Below are 17,203 nucleotides of genomic sequence, written 5' to 3'. Positions count from 1 at the left end.
GTACAAGAGTTGTTGTGCAACTACTCTTGTGCGAGTGACCGAACGCGAAGTCCATGAGATCCGCGACTCACAGGTGCTGGCGGCGATGTCGCACCCGTTGCGCCGCCGCCTGCTCGACGTGCTGAAGCTCGACGGCCCGGCGACGGCGTCCGTGCTCGCGGAGAAGACCGGCCAGGCCGTGGGGAACGTCAGCCACCACCTGAAGGTGCTGGCGGGCGCGTCGCTGGTGGAGGAGGCGCCCGAGCTGGCGCGCGACCGCCGTGAGCGCTGGTGGCGCCGGCCCTCGCGCGTCCTGGCGTGGTCGACGGCGGACTTCGTGGGCGACCCCGTCGCCGACGCCGCGGAGACCCTGAGCCTCGACCGGCAGTTCACGCTCGCGCGCACGTGGGTCGCGTCACTGGAGACCGAGGCCGAGCAGTGGCGCGATTCGTGGTTCGCCAACGAAACCTGGGCCCGGCTGTCCGTCGCGGAGCTGGCCGAGCTGAACTCGCGCGTCATCGCCCTCTTCGCCGAGTACTCGGAACGCGACTTGCCCGACGACGGTGTTGAGCGTCGCCCGGCGTTCCTTTTCGCCCGCGGCTTTCCCGCACAGCCGTGACGGTGGTGGCCCCGTCGGCTGGGACTTTCGGCTGCCGTGGGCTGGGCGGCCGGCCGGTCGGTCGGCCGGTCGCCGCCGGACGTCGCGGATCTTCGGTTTCGCCGGGTGCTCTCGCTGAGTTGTCCACATCGCGGTGGTGCTGTGGACAACTCCGCGAGCCGGGCCTTTTCGTCGGTGGGTGCCGATAGACTGGACAAGGGCCGTCCCCCGGAGGATGGGCGGGGGCTGCGCAGGCGTGGAAGCGGCCGGTGATGGCGGCCTGCAAACACCGTCGCCATGGTCGTGTTCGCGGGGGTCCGCTCGCACAGGTGACCGGGGTGTCGCACCTGCTGGGCGCCGCGCTGGCCGCGGGCACGGCGAAAGTGTTCTTTTCCGTTGCCTACCGCAGTTATCTGCGGGCGCTCGTCGAGCGTGAGCAGCTGCTCGCGGCCAACACTCGGCTGCAGGGCAGCGAGGCGGTCGCGCAGGTGGGCGGGCCGGGGCTCACCGGGCTGCTGGCGGGCGTTTTCGGGCCGGTGAGCGGGGTTCTGGTCGACGCGGTCAGCTTCGGGGTGTCGGCGTTGTGCCTGCGCGGGATCCGGCAGCGGGAGGCGAAACCCGTTGCCGCGCCGCGGGTCCGGCTGCGGACGCAGGTCGCGGCGGGGCTGCGGTTCGTCGCCGGGGATTGGTACCTGCGGACGCTCGTGGCGTTCGGCGCGGTGTCCAATCTCGCGCTCAACGGGTACACGTCGATCCAGGTCGTTTACCTTGCCTGTGACCTCGGGGCCGGGGTGGGCACGATCGGTGTCGTGCTCGCGCTGGTCGAGGTGGGCGGCGTCGTCGCGGCGTTGCTGATCGGGCGGCTGGCCACGCGATTCGGGACGGCGCGGGCGTTCTTGCTGTGCGAAGCGCTCGCCTCGCCCGCGATGCTGATCGGGCCGTTGGACGGGCTGGGGTTCTTCGTGGTGGCCGGAGCCGCGGTCTGCGCCGGGCTCGTCGGGTCCAATGTGCTCACCGGCACCTTCCGCCAGCGCTACTGCCCGCCTGAGCTGTTCGGGCGGATCACCGCGTCCTCGGCCGTTGTCAACTACAGCACGATTCCGTTGGGCGGCGTGCTCGGCGGGATCCTCGGGCAGGCACTCGGCGTGCGGGAGACGATGTTCGTGATGGGCGCCGTGCAGCTGGCCGCGCTCGCGATCCCGGTCTTCAGCCCGCTGCGCCCGCTCCGGGATTTCCCGCAGCGCCAAGGAGAACGCGTCGGCTGAGCCGTTACGGCTACATCGCAGGGATGACACCGGCCGGGAGATGCATCCTCCGGCCGACGCGTCCCGTCGCCGAACAGTCCTAGCGTCAGGCAGCGTTATCAGTGCCGACTATGGGGAGAAGACATGAAGTTCGCGCGAAGAGGCACTGCGGTCCTGGCCGCAGGGCTCCTGACCCTCGCTGCCGCAAGCACTCCAGCCGCTTCAGCCACTCCCGCCGCCGCGCCGCACCTGCCGCCGCCAACCGGCTCCCAGCCGGTCGGCACCACTTCGCTGTACCTGAAGGACACCTCCCGCCCCGACCCCTGGGTTCCCACGGTGCACGCGCGGGAGCTGATGGTTTCCCTGTGGTACCCGGCGACCGCGCCGGACGGGCCACGGGCCCGGTACATGACCCCGACCGAATCCGCACTTGTCTTGCAGGACGCGGGAATCACCAGCGTGCCGCCCGGCGTGCTGAGCACGACGCGGACCGGCTCCTTCACCGGCGCGCGCCCCGCGGGCCGGCCGCACAGCCTGCCGCTCGTCGTGCTGTCGCCCGGTTTCAAGCAGCCGCGGAGCACTCTCACCGGGCTGGCCGAGGAGCTGGCCAGCCACGGTTACGTCGTGGCCGCGATCGACCACACCTACGAGAACGTCGCCACCACGTTCCCCGACGGACGGGTCACGACCTGCGCCGCCTGCGAGGTCCCCGTGCACGACGAGGCGTTCTGGCAGAAGCTGGCGACGGGCCGGGCGAAGGACGTCTCCTTTGTGCTCGACGAGCTGACCGGGTCACAACCGAAGTGGGCGGGCGCGGCGTTGCTTGACCCGTCCCGGATCGCGATGGCCGGCCATTCCGCCGGCGGTGCCGCCGCTATCCCCGCCATGGCGGCCGACCCGCGGATCCGCGCCGGGATCGACCTCGACGGCAGCGTCGACGGGCCGCTGCCGGACGGGGGACTGGCACGGCCGTTCCTGTTGCTGGGGCGCGCCGAGCAGTACACGCCGGGGACCGGCCCGGCCGCCGCGAGCTGGGAGCGGGCCTGGCCGTCGCTGACCGGCTGGAAGCGCTGGCTCGTCGTGGCGGGCGCGGTGCACCAGTCGTTCACCGACATCGGGCTGCTGGCCGACCAGCTCGGCATTCCCACCGGCGCCACCCTGCCCGGCGCGCGCGGCCTGGCGATCACCCGCGACTACACCCGGGCCTTCTTCGACCTGCACCTGCGCCACCGGGCGGAGCCCGTGCTGGACGGGCCGTCCGGGCGGTACCCCGAGGTGGCCTTCTGCACCCCGGAGCCCGGCACCTGCGGCTAGAAGCAGGCTAGAGCAGCAGCACGTCCACCTCGTCGCCCTCGGCGACCTCGGTGACCTCCTCCGGCAGCACGATCAGGCAGTTCGCCTGGGTGAACGCCGCCAGCAGGTGCGAGCCGGGGCCGCCGCGCGGGCCGACCAGGCCGGTGACCTCGCCTTCGGTCGGGGTGTAGAAGCCGCGGCGGAACTGGCGGCGGGCGGTGGGCGAGGACATCGACTCCGTGAGCCGCGCGCGGACCCGGCGGCGGTCGACGTCCGTGTGGCCCATCGCCGTCAGCAGGGCCGGGCGCAGGAACGCCTCGAACGACACCAGCACGCTCACCGGGTTCCCGGGCAGCGTCACCACCGGCACGCCGTCCCAGCGCCCGCAGCCCTGCGGCCCGCCGGGCTGCATCGCGACCTTCCGGAACTCCACGCCCTGGCCCGTCAGCGCGTCCTTCACCACCTCGTACGCGCCCGCGGACACCCCGCCGGACGTCACCAGCAGATCGACCTCCGCCAGCTTCGGCTCGATCACCCCGCGGAACTCCCCGACGTCGTCCACCACACTGCGCACCACGTCCACCCGGCAGCCCAGCCCGCGCAGGGCGGCGGCCAGCATCACGCTGTTGGACTCGTAGATCTGCCCGTGCCGCAACGGGTTCGGCGCCTCGACCAGCTCCGTGCCGGTCGACACCACGAGCACCGACAGCGGCCGGTACACCGCCAGCTCGGCCAATCCCACGGCCGCGGCCAGGCCCAGCTGCGAGTGGCCGAGCACGGTCCCGGCGTGCAGCGCGAGAGTCCCCTTCACGACGTCCTCGCCGGTGCGCCGCACGTGCGTGCCCGCGGCCGGCGCCGCCGAGATCCGGACCGACGACGTGCCGCCGTCGGTGTTCTCCACCATCACGACCGCGTCCGCGCCGGGCGGCAGCGGCGCGCCGGTCATGATCCGGTGCGCCGTGCCCGGCTCCAGCGGGGCGACGTCCACGCGGCCGGCCGGGATGTCGTCGGCCACCGGCAGCGTCACCGCGACCTCGCCCGCCCCGGCGACGTCGGCCGCGCGCACCGCGTAGCCGTCCATCGCGGAGTTGTCGAACGGCGGCAGCGACACCCCCGCGTGCACGTCTTCGGCCAGGACGAGACCGGCGGCCCCGGCCAGCGGGACGATGGTCACAGGCGAGCGTCCGAGCAGGTCGGACACGGTGGCGCGATAGGAGTCGACGGAGATCACGCGGACCATCCTCCCCCGCGGCGGCCGCCGTGCAACACTCTCCCGCGGCAGGAGTCAGGGATCAGGGGAGTGATCATGCAGGTTCGGGTCCGCCACCAGCCGTCGTTCGCGGTGGCGCGGTCGACGCCGGCGCAGGGCGGGATCATGAAGGGCCTCGGCCGCGCGTTCCTCGGCGGCGAGTCGTTCTTCAGCTCCAGCCGGCCCGTCTCCCACGCGCCGGCCCGCTCCTGACATGCGCGTCCACACCAGGCACACGCCCAACTTCGGCGTCGCCCGCGTACTGCTGGCGCCGGGCGAAGCCGTGCAGTCGGCGGGCGACACGATGCTGGCGACCAGCTTCGGCGTGACCGAGTCCGCGCCCTCGCGCGGCGGCGCGCGCAAACCGGGCCTTTCGCTGTTCACCGCGCCCGCGGAGGGCGGCTGGGTCGACCTCGCGCCGATCGGCCCCGGCGACGTCTACCCGCTCGAGCTGACCGGTGCCACCGGCTGGTCGGTGCACCGCGGCGCCGTGCTCGCGCGGCCCGCGTCGGTGCGCCACGACCAGACGTGGGCGCCGCTGCAGCAGCTCTTCGGCGCCGACTCGGGATTCCTCGACCACTACAGCGGCACCGGCCCGCTCGTGCTCACCGCGCCCGGCCCGGTGGACTCGTTCAAGCTGTCCGCGGGCGAGATGGTCACCGTCCGGCCCGACTACGTGCTGGCGTACCCGGACACGCTGCAGTGCCGGCTGCGGGCCGTCGACCCGAGCGGGCCGCAGTCGCTGAAGACGGGGGAAGGGCTGGTCCTGGACTTCGCGGGACCCGGCACCGTGCTCGTGCAGGCCAGGAACAGGCGGGTTTCGCACGCCTGACGTACCGCCGGATTGCCCATTGCCGAAGGCCCCGATTCCGGTAGCGTGAAGCGCACTTCCAGTCGCTACCGGACAGTGGATCTTGTCCCCAGGGAGGGCGCCGTGGCTGTCGGCACCGTCAAATGGTTCAACTCGGAAAAGGGCTACGGGTTCATCGAATCCGCCGAAGGCCCCGACGTCTTCGTGCACTACTCGGCGATCCAGGCCGACGGGTTCCGCACGCTCAACGAGGGTGATCGCGTGGAGTTCGAGGTCCAGTCCGGCAGCGACGGCCGAAGTCAGGCCGCGGACGTCCGGAAGGTCTCTTGAATCGAAGCGCCTGACCGGTTGGGCGAACCGGCAGTGGCTGCGGATTCCCGGGCGTTAAGCTGCGCAGCGTGACAGGCGACGTGTCGGGGGACCTCACCGGTCGACGGCTGGGCAATTACCGCATCGACTCGGTGCTCGGCAAGGGCGGCATGAGCGTGACCTACAAGGCCACGGACGTCCGGCTGGGCCGCAAAGTGGCGCTGAAGATCATCGGTGACCACCTCGGGGCCGATGCCGAGTTCCGCGAGCGCTTCGTCGACGAAGCCCGCAACACCTCCGCCATCGACCACGCCAACATCGTGCCGTTGTACGACTTCGGCGAGCTCGACGGCATGCTCTACATCGCCATGCGCATGGTCGACGGCGGCGACCTGGCCGGCCTGATCTCCGGGGGCCCGATCGCGCCCGCGCGGGCGCTGTCCCTGCTCGACCAGGTCGCGGACGCCCTCGACACACTGCACAACCGTGGTCTGGTCCACCTCGACGTCAAGCCCGCCAACGTCCTCGTCACCAGCCGCGAGACCTCGCGCGAGCACGTCTACGTGGCCGACTTCGGCCTGACCCGCCGCGGCGCCACCGGCCACCGCACCCGCGGCGGCGACTTCCTCGGCTCGCCCACCTACGCCGCGCCCGAGCACCTGCGCGGGGAGCCGCTGGACGGGCGCACCGACCAGTACGCGCTGACCTGCGTGCTCTTCGCCTGCCTCACCGGCAGCCCGCCGTTCAAGGGCGACGTGCCGACCGTGATCAAGGGCCACCTCAACGGCGAGCCCCCGTCGGTGGCGCGGGTGGTGGGACTGCCCGCCGCCCTCGACGACGTCGTCCGCAAGGGCATGGCCAAGAGCCCGGCCGACCGCTACCCGAACTGCGTCGCGATGGTCGCCGCCGCGCGGACGGCGCTGGGGCCGCTGGCCACTTCGGACACACCGCCGGGGCCGCCGGGCTCGCTTCCGGTCGCCGGGCCGCCCCCGGGGACGCCGGGAGAGGGGGCCTCCATGCAGCCGTACGGAGGACAGCAGCCGCCGCCGGGGTACGGACAGCAGGGGCCCGGCGGACCCGGCCAGGGCGCTCCGGGGCAAGGCGGCATGGACGGCGCCAGTAGCCAGAGCGGTGCGATGAACGCGTGGTCCGGACCAGGTGGCCAGGGCGGGCTCGGCGGTGGTCCCGGCGCGGCCGGGCCCGGCGTCGGCGGTCCCGGCTCCGGCTGGGGTGCTCCCGGCGCGCCGAACGGCCCCGTCGGCCCGCCGCACGGCGCCCCGTCGCAAGGCCCGCCTCCCGGCTACGGCGGTTACCCCGGCCAGCCCGGGATGCCGCCCCAGGGATTCCAGCAAGGACACCAGCAGCCGGGCTACGGCGGCTACCCGGGCCAGCAGCCGGGCTACGGCATGCCGCCCCAGGGCTACGGGCCGCCCGGTGACCCGATGCGGCTGCGGCCGCCGTCACCCGCGGCCGGGCCCAGCGCGTTCCAGCAGTCGAAGAGCGGCGGCGGGCTGAAGTGGCTGTGGATCGGGCTGGGCGTGCTCGTGCTCGCCGGCCTGGTCGTCGGCGCGATCTTCCTGTTCGGCAACACCGGTGGCAGCGGCGGCGGCACCGACCCCACGACCGCGCCCAACATCCCGGTCGGCCCGGGCGGGTCGCAGTCCGGCGTGCCCTCGACTTCGCTCAAGGCGCCGCCGACGTCGATCTCGATCCAACCGAGCCACTGACGCTGACCTGCGCTTCTTGCACTCTCACCCGGTGAGTGCTAAACACGGCATTGGCACTCGACGCCGTTGAGTGCCAGGCGGGTGGTCACCGACTGCTCGCCTGAAGGTCGGGACGGTGAGGCTGGCCCCAGTGGCTGGTCGTCCGTCGCGGGCACCGAGCCTGGCCGAGGAAGAGTCCTGCTGCCGCCGCTGCTGACACACAGAGCGCGGCGGTGGCGCCCAATACCGGAGGACCACACCGTTATGGCCAAATTGATCGCGTTCGACGAGGACGCCCGCCGCGGTCTTGAGCGCGGCCTGAACATCCTCGCCGAAGCCGTCAAGGTGACGCTTGGCCCCCGTGGCCGCAACGTCGTGCTCGAGAAGAAGTGGGGCGCGCCGACCATCACCAACGACGGTGTCTCCATCGCCAAGGAGATCGAGCTCGAAGACCCGTGGGAGAAGATCGGGGCCGAGCTCGTCAAGGAAGTTGCCAAGAAGACCGACGACGTCGCGGGTGACGGCACCACCACCGCCACCGTGCTCGCCCAGGCGCTCGTGCGCGAGGGTCTGCGCAACGTCGCCGCGGGTGCCGACCCGATCAGCCTCAAGCGGGGCATCGAGGCGGCCGTCGAGGCCATCACCGAGCAGCTGCACAAGATGGCCGTCCAGATCGAGACCAAGGAGCAGATCGCTGCTACCGCCTCGATCTCGGCCGCTGACCGCACCATCGGCGAGCTGATCGCCGAGGCGCTGGACAAGGTCGGCAAGGAAGGCGTCGTCACCGTCGAGGAGTCGAACACCTTCGGCCTGGAGCTCGAGCTCACCGAGGGCATGCGCTTCGACAAGGGCTACGTGTCCGGTTACTTCGTGACCGACCCGGAGCGCCAGGAAGCCGAGCTGGAGGACCCCTACGTCCTGCTCTTCGGTTCCAAGATCTCGAACGTCAAGGACGTCCTGCCGCTGCTGGAGAAGGTCATCCAGTCCGGCAAGCCGCTGCTGATCATCGCCGAGGACGTCGAGGGCGAAGCCCTGGCCACCCTCGTCGTCAACAAGATCCGTGGCACCTTCAAGTCCGTCGCCGTCAAGGCGCCGGGCTTCGGTGACCGCCGCAAGGCCATCCTGCAGGACATCGCGATCCTGACCGGTGGCCAGGTGATCTCGGAGGACGTCGGCCTCAAGCTGGAGAACGCGGACCTGGCGCTGCTGGGCCGGGCCCGCAAGGCCGTGATCACCCGTGACGAGACCACGATCGTCGAGGGCGCGGGCGACGCCGACCAGATCCAGGGTCGCGTCAACCAGATCCGTGCGGAGATCGAGAACTCGGACTCCGACTACGACCGTGAGAAGCTGCAGGAGCGGCTCGCGAAGCTGGCCGGCGGCGTTGCCGTCATCAAGGCCGGTGCCGCGACCGAGGTCGAGCTCAAGGAGCGCAAGCACCGCATCGAGGACGCGGTGCGCAACGCCAAGGCCGCCGTGGAAGAGGGCATCGTCGCCGGTGGTGGCGTGGCCCTGATCCAGGCCGCCGAGGCCGCGTTCGCGGGCCTGAAGCTCGAGGGCGACGAGGCCACTGGTGCCAACATCGTCAAGGTCGCCGTCGAGGCGCCGCTCAAGCAGATCGCGATCAACGCCGGCCTCGAGGGCGGCGTTGTGGCGGAGAAGGTCAAGTCCCTCCCGCAGGGCCACGGCCTGAACGCCGCCACGGGTGTCTACGAGGACCTGCTCGCCGCCGGCGTGCCGGACCCGACGAAGGTCACCCGCTCCGCGCTGCAGAACGCCGCCTCCATCGCGGCGCTGTTCCTGACCACCGAGGCTGTCGTCGCGGACAAGCCGGAGAAGGCTTCCGCCGCTCCGGCCGACCCGTCCGGTGGCATGGGTGGCATGGACTTCTGAGTTCGGGCTACTCGCTTCACCCGGGAAAGCCCGGTCCGCTTCGGCGGGCCGGGCTTTTTCTTTTACGCGGTAAGGAACGCGAAGGCCACGGCCGGCACCAGCAGCCCGGCGGCGAGCAGCCCGAGGCCCCAGCCCCAGGCCATCCCGGCCCGCCGGGTCCGGCAGACGACCACGATCGCGGCGACGGCCGTCGGCAGCACGGCCCCAATCGGGCTGAACGCGAACGCGACGGCGCCCGCGCAGTCACTGGTGTCCCCGTCGTCGGTGCACATCGCGCTGAATCCCAGCAGCAGCAGCGATACCGCGCCGGCCCCGAGGATGAGCAGCCCGCCGAGCGTGCACACCACCGCCCGCGCGGTGACGACGGAACCAGGAACCGGCGAATAGGTCATAGCAGTGGGACGCGGGTGCGGCGGTTCCCGTTCCGGCCGCCTGCGTGACCGAGCGGGGTGGTCCCTGAAGGCCACCTTCAGGGACCTCTATGCCCTGAAGGTGGCCTTCAGGGCGCACTGTTCCGGCTCGCCCGCTGGCCCGCCGATGAACCCCGCGCATGAGGAAGGGCCCGGACGCTCCCCAGCATCCGGGCCCTTCCGTCCTCCCCCTTTGGGGCGTGCACCCCGTTTCCCCTGTCCCTCGTCGCGAACCCCCGTTCGCGGTTGAGGGGTGGGCGCCGGACCCCCTGCGGCCGGCGCCCGGGTGGGTCAGGCGGCCGTGTCGGCCGGGGTGGCCGAGTCGGCGGTGTCAGCCGGAGTGGCCGAGTCGGGCGTCAGGAAGGCGGCCGCGGCGTAGACCGGGAGGACGATGCCGGCCGAGAGCACCGCGCCGGTCACCGCGGCGATGCGCACCATCGACGGGTCGACGCCCAGGTAGTCGGCCCAGCCGGCGCAGACGCCGGTCAGCTTGCGGTCGGTGCGGCTGCGGAAGAGCTTCTTGGTTTCCGGGGTGTACACGCTGTTTGTCATGGCTTAATCCTGCGGCGTCACGGGTACTGGCACATCGGGGAACGGCCCGGAGGCCGACCCTGGACTCCGACCCTGAGTCCGCCTCAGGGAAAACCGGATGCCCCCGCGGCCCCCGCGCCGGTAGAACCATTCTGGTGAAGCACAACAACCCCGAATTCGCCGAGATCGCCGAGCGCGGCACCATCCTGCGCTGCCAGGTGGGCTCCGGCCTGCACGGCACGGCCGTCGAGGGCCAGGACGACCGGGACGAGATGGGCCTGTGCCTCGAGCCCGCCGAGTACGTGGTGGGCACGCGCCGGTTCGAGCAGTACATCTTCCGCACGCAGCCCGAAGGCGTCCGGTCGGGTCCGGGCGACCTCGACCTGATCGTCTACTCGCTGCGCAAGTGGATGCGCCTGGCGCTCACCGGCAACCCGACCGTCGTGCTGCCGCTCTTCGCGCCGGACGCCGAGATCGTGCGCATCACCGACCTCGGCCACGAGCTGCGGGCGAACGCGCACCGCATCGTCTCGCGCCAGGCCGGCCCGCGGTTCGCCGGTTACCTGCGCTCGCAGCGGCGCCGGATGGTCGAGGGCAACATCAAGGTCAACCGGCCGGAGCTGATCGAGAAGTACGGCTTCGACACGAAGTACGCGATGCACATGGTCCGGCTCGGCGTCCAGGGCGTCGAGCTGCTCGAGACCGGCCGCATGACGCTGCCGCTCCCCGAGCCGTGGCTCACCTGGCTGTGTGACCTGCGCCAAGGCCGGCACACGCAGGCCGAAGCCGTCGAGGCCGCCGCCGAGCTGGAGGCGAAGCTCGAGACGCTGACCACGCGGACGTCGCCGCTGCCGGAGGCCCCGGACCGCGAGTGGGCCGACGCGTGGCTGGTGCGCGCGCACGTGGCGGCGTGGAAGATGGCCTGATGATCAAAACGAGGGTCGTCGCGCTCGGGGTGGTCCTGCTGGTCGTGCTGGGAGTCGGCACGGCGGCAGCGGCCCCCGGGCGTGACGGCCCCGGCCGGCTCGGCGAGGTCGTCGAGCGTGGCGAGCTGCGCGTGTGCAGCACCGGCGACTACCGGCCGTTCACCTACCTCGACCCGGCCGGCCGGTGGAGCGGCATCGACGTGGACCTCGCCGCGGACCTCGCGCGGCGGCTCGGCACCCGCCTCACACTGGTCCGGACCACCTGGGCGAAGGTGGCCGCCGACGTCGGGAACCGCTGCGACCTGGTGATGGGCGGCGTGTCGGTGACCCCCGCCCGCGCCCGGACGGCGCTGTTCACCACGCCGTACCTGCGTGACGGCAAGACCCCGATCACGCGCTGCGCGGACGTTGCGAAGTACTCGACGCCGCAGCAGATCGACCGCGCCGGCGTGCGCGTGATCGTCAACCCCGGCGGCACCAACGACCAGTACGCGACGGCGAACCTGCACCACGCGACCATCGTGCGGTACCCGGACAACAACACGATCTTCGAGCAGCTCATCAGCGGCCGCGCGGACCTGATGATCACCGACGCGTCCGAGACGCGCTGGCAGGCGCGGCAGCACCCGCAGTTGTGCGCGGTGCACCCGGACCAGCCGTTCACCCACGAGGAGAAGGCCTACCTGCTGCCCCGCGGCGAGGACGCCTTCCGGCAGTTCGTGGACCAGTGGCTGCTGGAGGTGCGTGAGGACGGCACGTACGCGCGCGTCACGCGGCCTTGGCTTGGCTGAGCCGTTTTCAGAGCAGCGCGCGGACGCGGGACAGCCGGTCTTCCCACGCCGCGGTGACGTCCGGCGAGGCGGGGAACGACGTGAAGCGGTCCGGTTCCGGCGCCTGTCGCAGAACCGGCAGGTAACCGTCCACAGGGGACAGTGAAGTGCTGCTGACGTCGCCGGTCAGCAGGGAGATCGTGCCGAGGCCACAGGCGAAGCCGAGTTCCGGCAGCGCCCCGGCGAGGGCGAGCCCGGCGGCCAGGCCGACGCTCGTCTCCACCGCGGACGACACCACACACGGCAGCCCGCAGGCCTCGGCCACCTCCAGTGCGCGGCGGACGCCGCCGAGGGGCGCGACCTTCAGCACGGCGATGTCCGCGGCCCCGGCGACGGCGACCTTCAGCGGGTCCTCGGCGCGGCGGATCGACTCGTCGGCCGCGATGCGCACGGAGACGCGACGGCGGACGGTGGCGAGGTCCTCGATCGTCGGGCACGGCTGCTCGGCGTACTCCAGGCCGCCGGCCGCCTTGTCCAGCTCGGTGATCGAGCGCACGGCGGTGCCGACGTCCCAGGCGGTGTTCGCGTCGACCCGGATGGCGCCGCCGGGGCCGAGCGCGTCGCGGACCGCTTCGACGCGCGCGCAGTCATCGGCGAGCGTCGAGCGCTTGTCGGCGACCTTCACCTTCGCCGTCCGGCAGCCGGAGGCCCGGACCAGCTCGTACGCGCGCTCCGGCGTGACCACCGGGACGGTGGTGTTCACCTCGATGCGGTCGCGCACCGGGGCCGGCCAGCCCGTTTCGCTCGCCTCCAGCGCGGCGGCGAGCCACGGCGCGCTCTCGGCGTCCGAGTAGTCCGCGAACGGGCAGAACTCACCCCAGCCCGCGGAACCCTTCAGCAGCAGGCCCTCACGGACGGTGATGCCCCGGAACCGGTTGTGCAGCGGCAGCGCGTAGACCTTCATCGCGCTCGATCATGCCACGCCGATCCGGCGGAACTCGGGTGCCGATCGGCCGGATACCCACCAGAATGGGGCGGGTGGACGGCCTGGACTTTCGCGTACTCGGCCCGGCCGAGGTCGTGGCCGGTGGCCGGGCCGTGCCGCTGGGCGGCAGCCGTCCGCTGATCGTGCTGGCCGGCCTGCTGCTGCGGGCCAACCGCGTGGTGTCCGTCGACGAGCTGGGCCGCTGGCTCTGGGACGACGACCGGCGCCGGTCCAAGGGCGCGCTCCAGACGTATGTGCTGCGGCTGCGCCGGGCGCTCGGCGACGGCGTGGTGATCCGCACGGAGCGCGGCGGCTACCTGCTGGAGGTCGACGAGGAGCTGGTCGACCTCGGCCGGTTCCGCGCGCTCGCCGCCCGCGGGCGCGCGGCCGCCGAGCGCGGGACGTACCGGGGCGCGGCCGAGCTGTTCGCCGAGGCGCTCGGCGAGTGGCGGGGGCCGGCGCTGCAGAACGTCGAGTCCGAGGCGCTGCACCGAGACGAGGCCGGCCAGCTCGCGGAGGAGCGCACCCGCGTGCGCGAGCAGTGGGCCGACGCGCTGCTGGCGGTCGGCGAGTACACCACCGTCGTCCCCGTGCTGACCCGGCTGACCAGGGAGAACCCGCTGCGGGAGCGGCTGCACGAACAGCTGGTGCTCGCGCTGTTCCACTCCGGCCGCCAGGCCGAGGCGCTGGAGGTCTACCGGCGGATCCGCGACGTGCTGGCCGACGAGCTGGGGCTCGACCCCGGCGCGGGCCTGCAGCGGGTGCACCGGCTGGTGCTCAACGGCGCGGAGCCGGACGACCTCGACCCCGCGCGCTACCGGCCGGCCGTCCAGCCGCAGGTGCCGCGCCAGCTGCCCGCCGACCTCGGCGCGTTCGCCGGGCGCGAAGCCGACCTCAAGGCATTGCACGCGCTCCTGCCCGAGGCGCTGGACGACGGCACCTCGACCCCCATCGCGTCCGTGGAAGGCATGGGGGGCATCGGAAAGACGACTCTGGCGGTCCACTTCGCGCACGGGATCGCGGAGAAGTTCCACGGCGGGCAGGTGTACCTCAACCTGCGCGGTTACGGGCCGGGCGATCCGGTGGAGCCGGTCGCGGCGCTGGAGACGATGATCCTGGCGCTCGGCGTGCCGTGCGACCAGATCCCCGCGGACCTCGACGGGCGCGCGGCCACCTGGCGCACCCACACCGCCGGCCGGCGGCTGTTGCTGGTGCTGGACAACGCGAACAGCACCGAGCAGGTGCGCCCGCTGCTGCCCGGCCCCGGCTGCCTGGTGGTGGTCACCAGCCGCTGGCAGTTGCGCGCGCTCGTCGCGACGCACGGTGCGCGGCGGGTCGCGCTGGCGCAGCTCGGCGAGGAGGACGCGGTGGAGCTGCTGGCGTCGACGATCGGCGTCGACCGCGTGAACGCCGACCCGGCGGCGACCGAGCGGTTCGTGCGCTACTGCGGCGGGCTGCCGCTGGCGATCCGGATCCTCGCCGTGCGCGCGGCGCAGTTCCCGGACTTCCCCCTGGGCCAGTTCGTCTCCGCGCTGGACGCGGAGCCGGACCGGCTGGGCTCGTTCGACCTCGGTGACGGCGAGGAGACGAACATCCGCTCGGTGTTCTCGTACTCCTACCGCGCGCTGACGCCGCCGGCCGCGCGGCTGCTGCGGCTGCTCGGCCTGCCCACCGGCCCGGACTTCACGCCCGGGACCGCGGTCGCGCTCACGGGCGGGGACCCGGTGGGCACGCGGGCGGCGCTCGACGCGCTCGTCTCGGCGCACCTGCTTTCGCAGCCGCAGCCCGGGCGGTACCAGTTCCACGACCTCATCCGCGCGTATGCGGCGGAGCTCGCGCACCACGTGGACGACGACGAGTCCCGCGCCGCCGCGCTGGACCGCCTGCTGGACTGGTACCTCGGGTCGGCGCTGAACGCGTCGCGCGCGATGCGGCCGGACCGCTTCTACCGCTCGCTCAACCTTGGTGAGTGGACCGGCGGAGTGGAGTTCGCGGACTACCACGCCGCCCTCGGGTGGTTCGCCGACGAGTACAGCAACCTCGTCACGGCCGTGCACCTCGCGTTCCGGCAGCGGCGGTACGCGCACTGCTGGAAGCTGGCTTGGCTTCTGCAGACGTACTTCGCCGGCCGTGCGCGGATCGACACCTGGCGCGGGGTGTACGAGCTGGCGCTGCGGGCCACCCGGATCTCCGGCGACCGCGACGGCGAGGCGGGCATCCTCAACGGCCTCGGCGTGATCGACGGGGTGATGCGCGACTACGCGTCTTCGCGGAACTACCTGGAGCAGGCGCTGGCGATCCAGCGTGAGCTCGGCTCGCGCGAGGGGGAGGCGCGGGCGCAGTACAACCTCGTGATGACGGCGAACAGCCTCGACGACTTCCCCGGCGCGTACGAACACGGCACGCAGGCCCTGCAGATCGTCCGCGACCTGCGGCTCGGCGGTTTCGAAGCGAACGTGCTGCGGGCACTCGGCGACCTCTGCGCCACGATGGGCGACCACCCGCGCGCGCTCTCCCTGGCCGACGAGGCCCTGGCCCTGGTCCCGCGCGGCGGCAACCCGCGTGAGGGCCGGTACTCGCTGCACACCCGCGGCCGGGCCCTGCTCGGCCTCGGCCGCCACAGCGAGGGCATCGAGTGCATGTCCGACGCCGTCGACATGTTCTTCGCGATGGGCGAACAGTACGAAGCCGCGGACGTACTGTCGCAGCTCGGCTCGGCCCACCTGCGCCTCGGCCACGTCGCCGCCGCGCGCGACTGCTGGCTCCGGTCGGTTCGGTTGCTGACCGATATCGGTCACCCGGATGTTGATGACGTGCGGGCCAAGCTGGCGGCGCTGGTTTCTGTCCATTGAGGACTGTTGGGTGGCCGGCCTTGCTGCGCGGCGGCGCTGTGCTGCTGCGCTGCTGCGCTGCGGTGCTGTGTCGGGGTGCTGCGCCGGAGTGCTGCGTCCGCGTGCTGTGCTGTGCTGGGCTGCGGTGCTGAGGAACCTTGCTCGTGGTCTGGCTCGGGCGAGGCTTCGATGAGCGCGGGCACCGGACTCGCCGATCGGCACGGTCGCGGCGATTATGCCGGTCGATGCCAGCCGGTGGCGGTGGTCGTGCAGCCGACGGCGGCCGTGAGCGGGTGGTGGTGAGTGCCGTCTGTTGGCGTTGGGCCAGAAGGAGGCGGTGCGGCGGTCTGCGTGCCGACCCCCAGAGACAGCAGGCAGACCACCGGCATCCGTACGCCCCACTCAACCGGAAGCCGCTCACTGTTCGCTCACTGTGGATGGGGCGGGGGCCGGCCGGTCTTGTCGTTCGGTGACGGTGGCGCTACACCGAGGAGTTCGGCCAGCTTGCGGGCGTTGCGGGGTGCCTCCACTTTGACGTCGTTGTCGAAGTGGACGTGGACGTCGCGGCGGCCGTCGTCGTGCCAGCCGGTGATTTTGGCGGCCCAGCGGCGGAGCGCGGGCTCGGTGTAGCCACTGGTGTAGAGATCGACGTCGCCGTGCAGCCGGACGTAGCTGAAGTCAGTGGTCTGGTCCTCTGCGTAGGGCCACTTGCCGCCGCTGTCGGCGACGACCAGCGCGACGTCGTGCTCACGCAGCAGCGCCAGCGCCTCGGGCGTGGTGAAGCTCGGGTGGCGGACCTCCAGCGCGTGCCGCACGGGACGCCCCGGGCCAGGCTCCAGGTACGGGTCGGACTTCAGCTTTGTGTCGTGGCGTGCCCCGAGCTTCGCCGCGTCCGCGGTGGTCCGCGGCAGCAACGCGAAGAAGCTCGTGACCCGGTCCGGGTCGAACGCCAGCCGCGGCGGCAGCTGCCACAGGAACGGGCCCAGCTTCGTGCCGAGCGCGAGCACACCGGACGCGTAGAAGTTGGCCAGCGCCGTCTCGACGTCACGCAACTGCTTGAGATGCGTGATGAACCGCCCGCCCTTCACCGCGAACACGAAGTCCGACGGTGTCTCGTCGAACCACGCGCGGTACCGCTCCGGCCGCTGCAGCGAGTAGAACGACCCGTTGATCTCGACGGCGTTCAACCGCCGCGAGAGGTACTCCAACTCGCGCCGCTGCACCAGCCCCGCGGGGTAGAACTCCTTGCGCCACGGCGGATACCGCCAGCCCGACGTGCCGACCCGAATCTCGCCGATCGCGCTCACCGTCCCTCTGCTCACCGTCCCGCCGCGCCGGGTGTTCCCCCGCGGCCGGTTCCGGTAAACCCGCCCACGCGGCACGCGCCCGGACGCCCGCACCACGTTTCGGGACACCCGACCCAACCGCGGGGACGCCCGTCTCATAACCATCGCGCCTCCGGATGGGGTGACGGTGCGGCTTCCCGCCGCCTTGCCTCCGGGCGGGACGGCGGTGTGGGTTCCTGCCGCCTCGCCTCCGGGTGGGACGGCAGCGCGGCTTCTCTCCGCGGCGCCTTCGGATGGGACGGCAGCGTGGATTCTTGCCGCCGCACCTCCGGACCGGACAGCAGCGCAGGTTCCCGCCGCCGCATCTTCGGGCGGGCCGGAG

Annotated in this window: 16 protein-coding genes; 11 read left to right on the top strand and 5 right to left on the bottom strand. The window is 72.3% G+C overall.

Going from position 1 to position 17,203, the window contains the following annotated elements:
- Positions 1 to 34 precede the first annotated feature (34 nt).
- From OG943_RS32480 to OG943_RS32470, 3 genes are all read left to right on the top strand, one after another.
- Positions 35 to 598 (top strand): ArsR/SmtB family transcription factor, encoded by a 564-nt coding sequence (locus OG943_RS32480; RefSeq protein ID WP_328604727.1) that lies wholly within the window; start codon positions 35 to 37, stop codon positions 596 to 598.
- A 308-nt stretch (positions 599 to 906) separates the two neighbouring features.
- Positions 907 to 1,842 carry an MFS transporter gene (locus OG943_RS32475; protein WP_328604726.1) on the top strand — a complete coding sequence of 312 codons (936 nt, stop codon included), beginning with the start codon at positions 907 to 909 and terminating at the stop codon, positions 1,840 to 1,842.
- A gap of 123 nt (positions 1,843 to 1,965) precedes the next feature.
- Complete coding sequence (locus OG943_RS32470) at positions 1,966 to 3,135, top strand: alpha/beta hydrolase family protein (RefSeq protein WP_328604725.1); 1,170 nt, start codon at positions 1,966 to 1,968, stop codon at positions 3,133 to 3,135.
- Positions 3,136 to 3,142: 7 nt separating this feature from the next.
- On the opposite strand, the gene moeA is transcribed toward OG943_RS32470, so the two are convergent.
- Positions 3,143 to 4,345, bottom strand: a complete 1,203-nt coding sequence (moeA, locus tag OG943_RS32465; protein ID WP_328604724.1) for a molybdopterin molybdotransferase MoeA — start codon at positions 4,343 to 4,345, stop codon at positions 3,143 to 3,145.
- A 75-nt stretch (positions 4,346 to 4,420) separates the two neighbouring features.
- Between moeA and OG943_RS32460 the strand changes: the two genes are divergently transcribed.
- From OG943_RS32460 to groL, 5 genes are all read left to right on the top strand, one after another.
- Entirely contained in the window at positions 4,421 to 4,576 is a 156-nt protein-coding gene (locus OG943_RS32460) for a hypothetical protein (RefSeq protein WP_442874597.1), read from the top strand.
- A 1-nt stretch (position 4,577) separates the two neighbouring features.
- Positions 4,578 to 5,195, top strand: a complete 618-nt coding sequence (locus tag OG943_RS32455) for an AIM24 family protein (RefSeq protein ID WP_091617281.1) — start codon at positions 4,578 to 4,580, stop codon at positions 5,193 to 5,195.
- Positions 5,196 to 5,297: 102 nt separating this feature from the next.
- The gene (locus OG943_RS32450; protein WP_328604723.1) at positions 5,298 to 5,504 is read left to right on the top strand and encodes a cold-shock protein; all 207 of its coding nucleotides are present in this window, start codon (positions 5,298 to 5,300) and stop codon (positions 5,502 to 5,504) included.
- Between the two features lie 68 nt (positions 5,505 to 5,572).
- Complete coding sequence (locus tag OG943_RS32445; RefSeq protein WP_328604722.1) at positions 5,573 to 7,210, top strand: serine/threonine-protein kinase; 1,638 nt, start codon at positions 5,573 to 5,575, stop codon at positions 7,208 to 7,210.
- A 243-nt stretch (positions 7,211 to 7,453) separates the two neighbouring features.
- A complete protein-coding gene (gene groL / locus OG943_RS32440; protein ID WP_328604721.1) occupies positions 7,454 to 9,082 on the top strand; it encodes a chaperonin GroEL in 1,629 nt (542 codons plus the stop codon).
- 62 nt (positions 9,083 to 9,144) lie between these two features.
- Here the strand turns inward: groL and OG943_RS32435 are convergent, their stop codons facing one another.
- Both OG943_RS32435 and OG943_RS32430 read right to left on the bottom strand, forming a co-directional pair.
- Complete coding sequence (locus OG943_RS32435) at positions 9,145 to 9,474, bottom strand: hypothetical protein (RefSeq protein WP_328604720.1); 330 nt, start codon at positions 9,472 to 9,474, stop codon at positions 9,145 to 9,147.
- A 309-nt stretch (positions 9,475 to 9,783) separates the two neighbouring features.
- Entirely contained in the window at positions 9,784 to 10,044 is a 261-nt protein-coding gene (locus OG943_RS32430; RefSeq protein ID WP_328604719.1) for a PspC domain-containing protein, read from the bottom strand.
- A 134-nt stretch (positions 10,045 to 10,178) separates the two neighbouring features.
- Here OG943_RS32430 and OG943_RS32425 point away from each other — a divergent pair, with 134 nt between their 5' ends.
- Positions 10,179 to 10,949, top strand: coding sequence for a nucleotidyltransferase domain-containing protein (locus OG943_RS32425; protein ID WP_328604718.1), 771 nt, complete (start codon positions 10,179 to 10,181; stop codon positions 10,947 to 10,949).
- Positions 10,946 to 11,740, top strand: coding sequence for a transporter substrate-binding domain-containing protein (locus OG943_RS32420; RefSeq protein ID WP_328612215.1), 795 nt, complete (start codon positions 10,946 to 10,948; stop codon positions 11,738 to 11,740). Before OG943_RS32425 ends, OG943_RS32420 begins: the two co-directional genes overlap by 4 nt.
- A gap of 7 nt (positions 11,741 to 11,747) precedes the next feature.
- Here the strand turns inward: OG943_RS32420 and OG943_RS32415 are convergent, their stop codons facing one another.
- Positions 11,748 to 12,683 carry an o-succinylbenzoate synthase gene (locus tag OG943_RS32415; RefSeq protein WP_328604717.1) on the bottom strand — a complete coding sequence of 312 codons (936 nt, stop codon included), beginning with the start codon at positions 12,681 to 12,683 and terminating at the stop codon, positions 11,748 to 11,750.
- 65 nt (positions 12,684 to 12,748) lie between these two features.
- On the opposite strand from OG943_RS32415, the gene OG943_RS32410 reads away from it, so the two are divergent.
- A complete protein-coding gene (locus OG943_RS32410) occupies positions 12,749 to 15,556 on the top strand; it encodes an AfsR/SARP family transcriptional regulator (RefSeq protein WP_328604716.1) in 2,808 nt (935 codons plus the stop codon).
- Between the two features lie 407 nt (positions 15,557 to 15,963).
- Here OG943_RS32410 and OG943_RS32405 read toward each other — a convergent pair whose 3' ends face one another.
- Positions 15,964 to 16,842, bottom strand: coding sequence for a DUF72 domain-containing protein (locus OG943_RS32405; RefSeq protein ID WP_328604715.1), 879 nt, complete (start codon positions 16,840 to 16,842; stop codon positions 15,964 to 15,966).
- Positions 16,843 to 17,203: the final 361 nt, after the last annotated feature.

Source organism: Amycolatopsis sp. NBC_00345 (genome assembly GCF_036116635.1).
Classification (GTDB): domain Bacteria; phylum Actinomycetota; class Actinomycetes; order Mycobacteriales; family Pseudonocardiaceae; genus Amycolatopsis.
Note: the sequence above shows the minus strand (reverse complement) of the source record. Positions and strands in the feature narration are given on the sequence as shown.

Coding starts and splice junctions, on each gene's coding strand:
- OG943_RS32470 (WP_328604725.1), top strand. CDS start 1,966: ATGAAGTTCGCGCGAAGAGGCACTGCGGTCCTGGCCGCAGGGCTCCTG.
- OG943_RS32460 (WP_442874597.1), top strand. CDS start 4,421: ATGCAGGTTCGGGTCCGCCACCAGCCGTCGTTCGCGGTGGCGCGGTCG.
- OG943_RS32455 (WP_091617281.1), top strand. CDS start 4,578: ATGCGCGTCCACACCAGGCACACGCCCAACTTCGGCGTCGCCCGCGTA.
- groL (WP_328604721.1), top strand. CDS start 7,454: ATGGCCAAATTGATCGCGTTCGACGAGGACGCCCGCCGCGGTCTTGAG.
- OG943_RS32435 (WP_328604720.1), bottom strand. CDS start 9,474: ATGACCTATTCGCCGGTTCCTGGTTCCGTCGTCACCGCGCGGGCGGTG.
- OG943_RS32430 (WP_328604719.1), bottom strand. CDS start 10,044: ATGACAAACAGCGTGTACACCCCGGAAACCAAGAAGCTCTTCCGCAGC.
- OG943_RS32415 (WP_328604717.1), bottom strand. CDS start 12,683: ATGAAGGTCTACGCGCTGCCGCTGCACAACCGGTTCCGGGGCATCACC.
- OG943_RS32410 (WP_328604716.1), top strand. CDS start 12,749: ATGGGGCGGGTGGACGGCCTGGACTTTCGCGTACTCGGCCCGGCCGAG.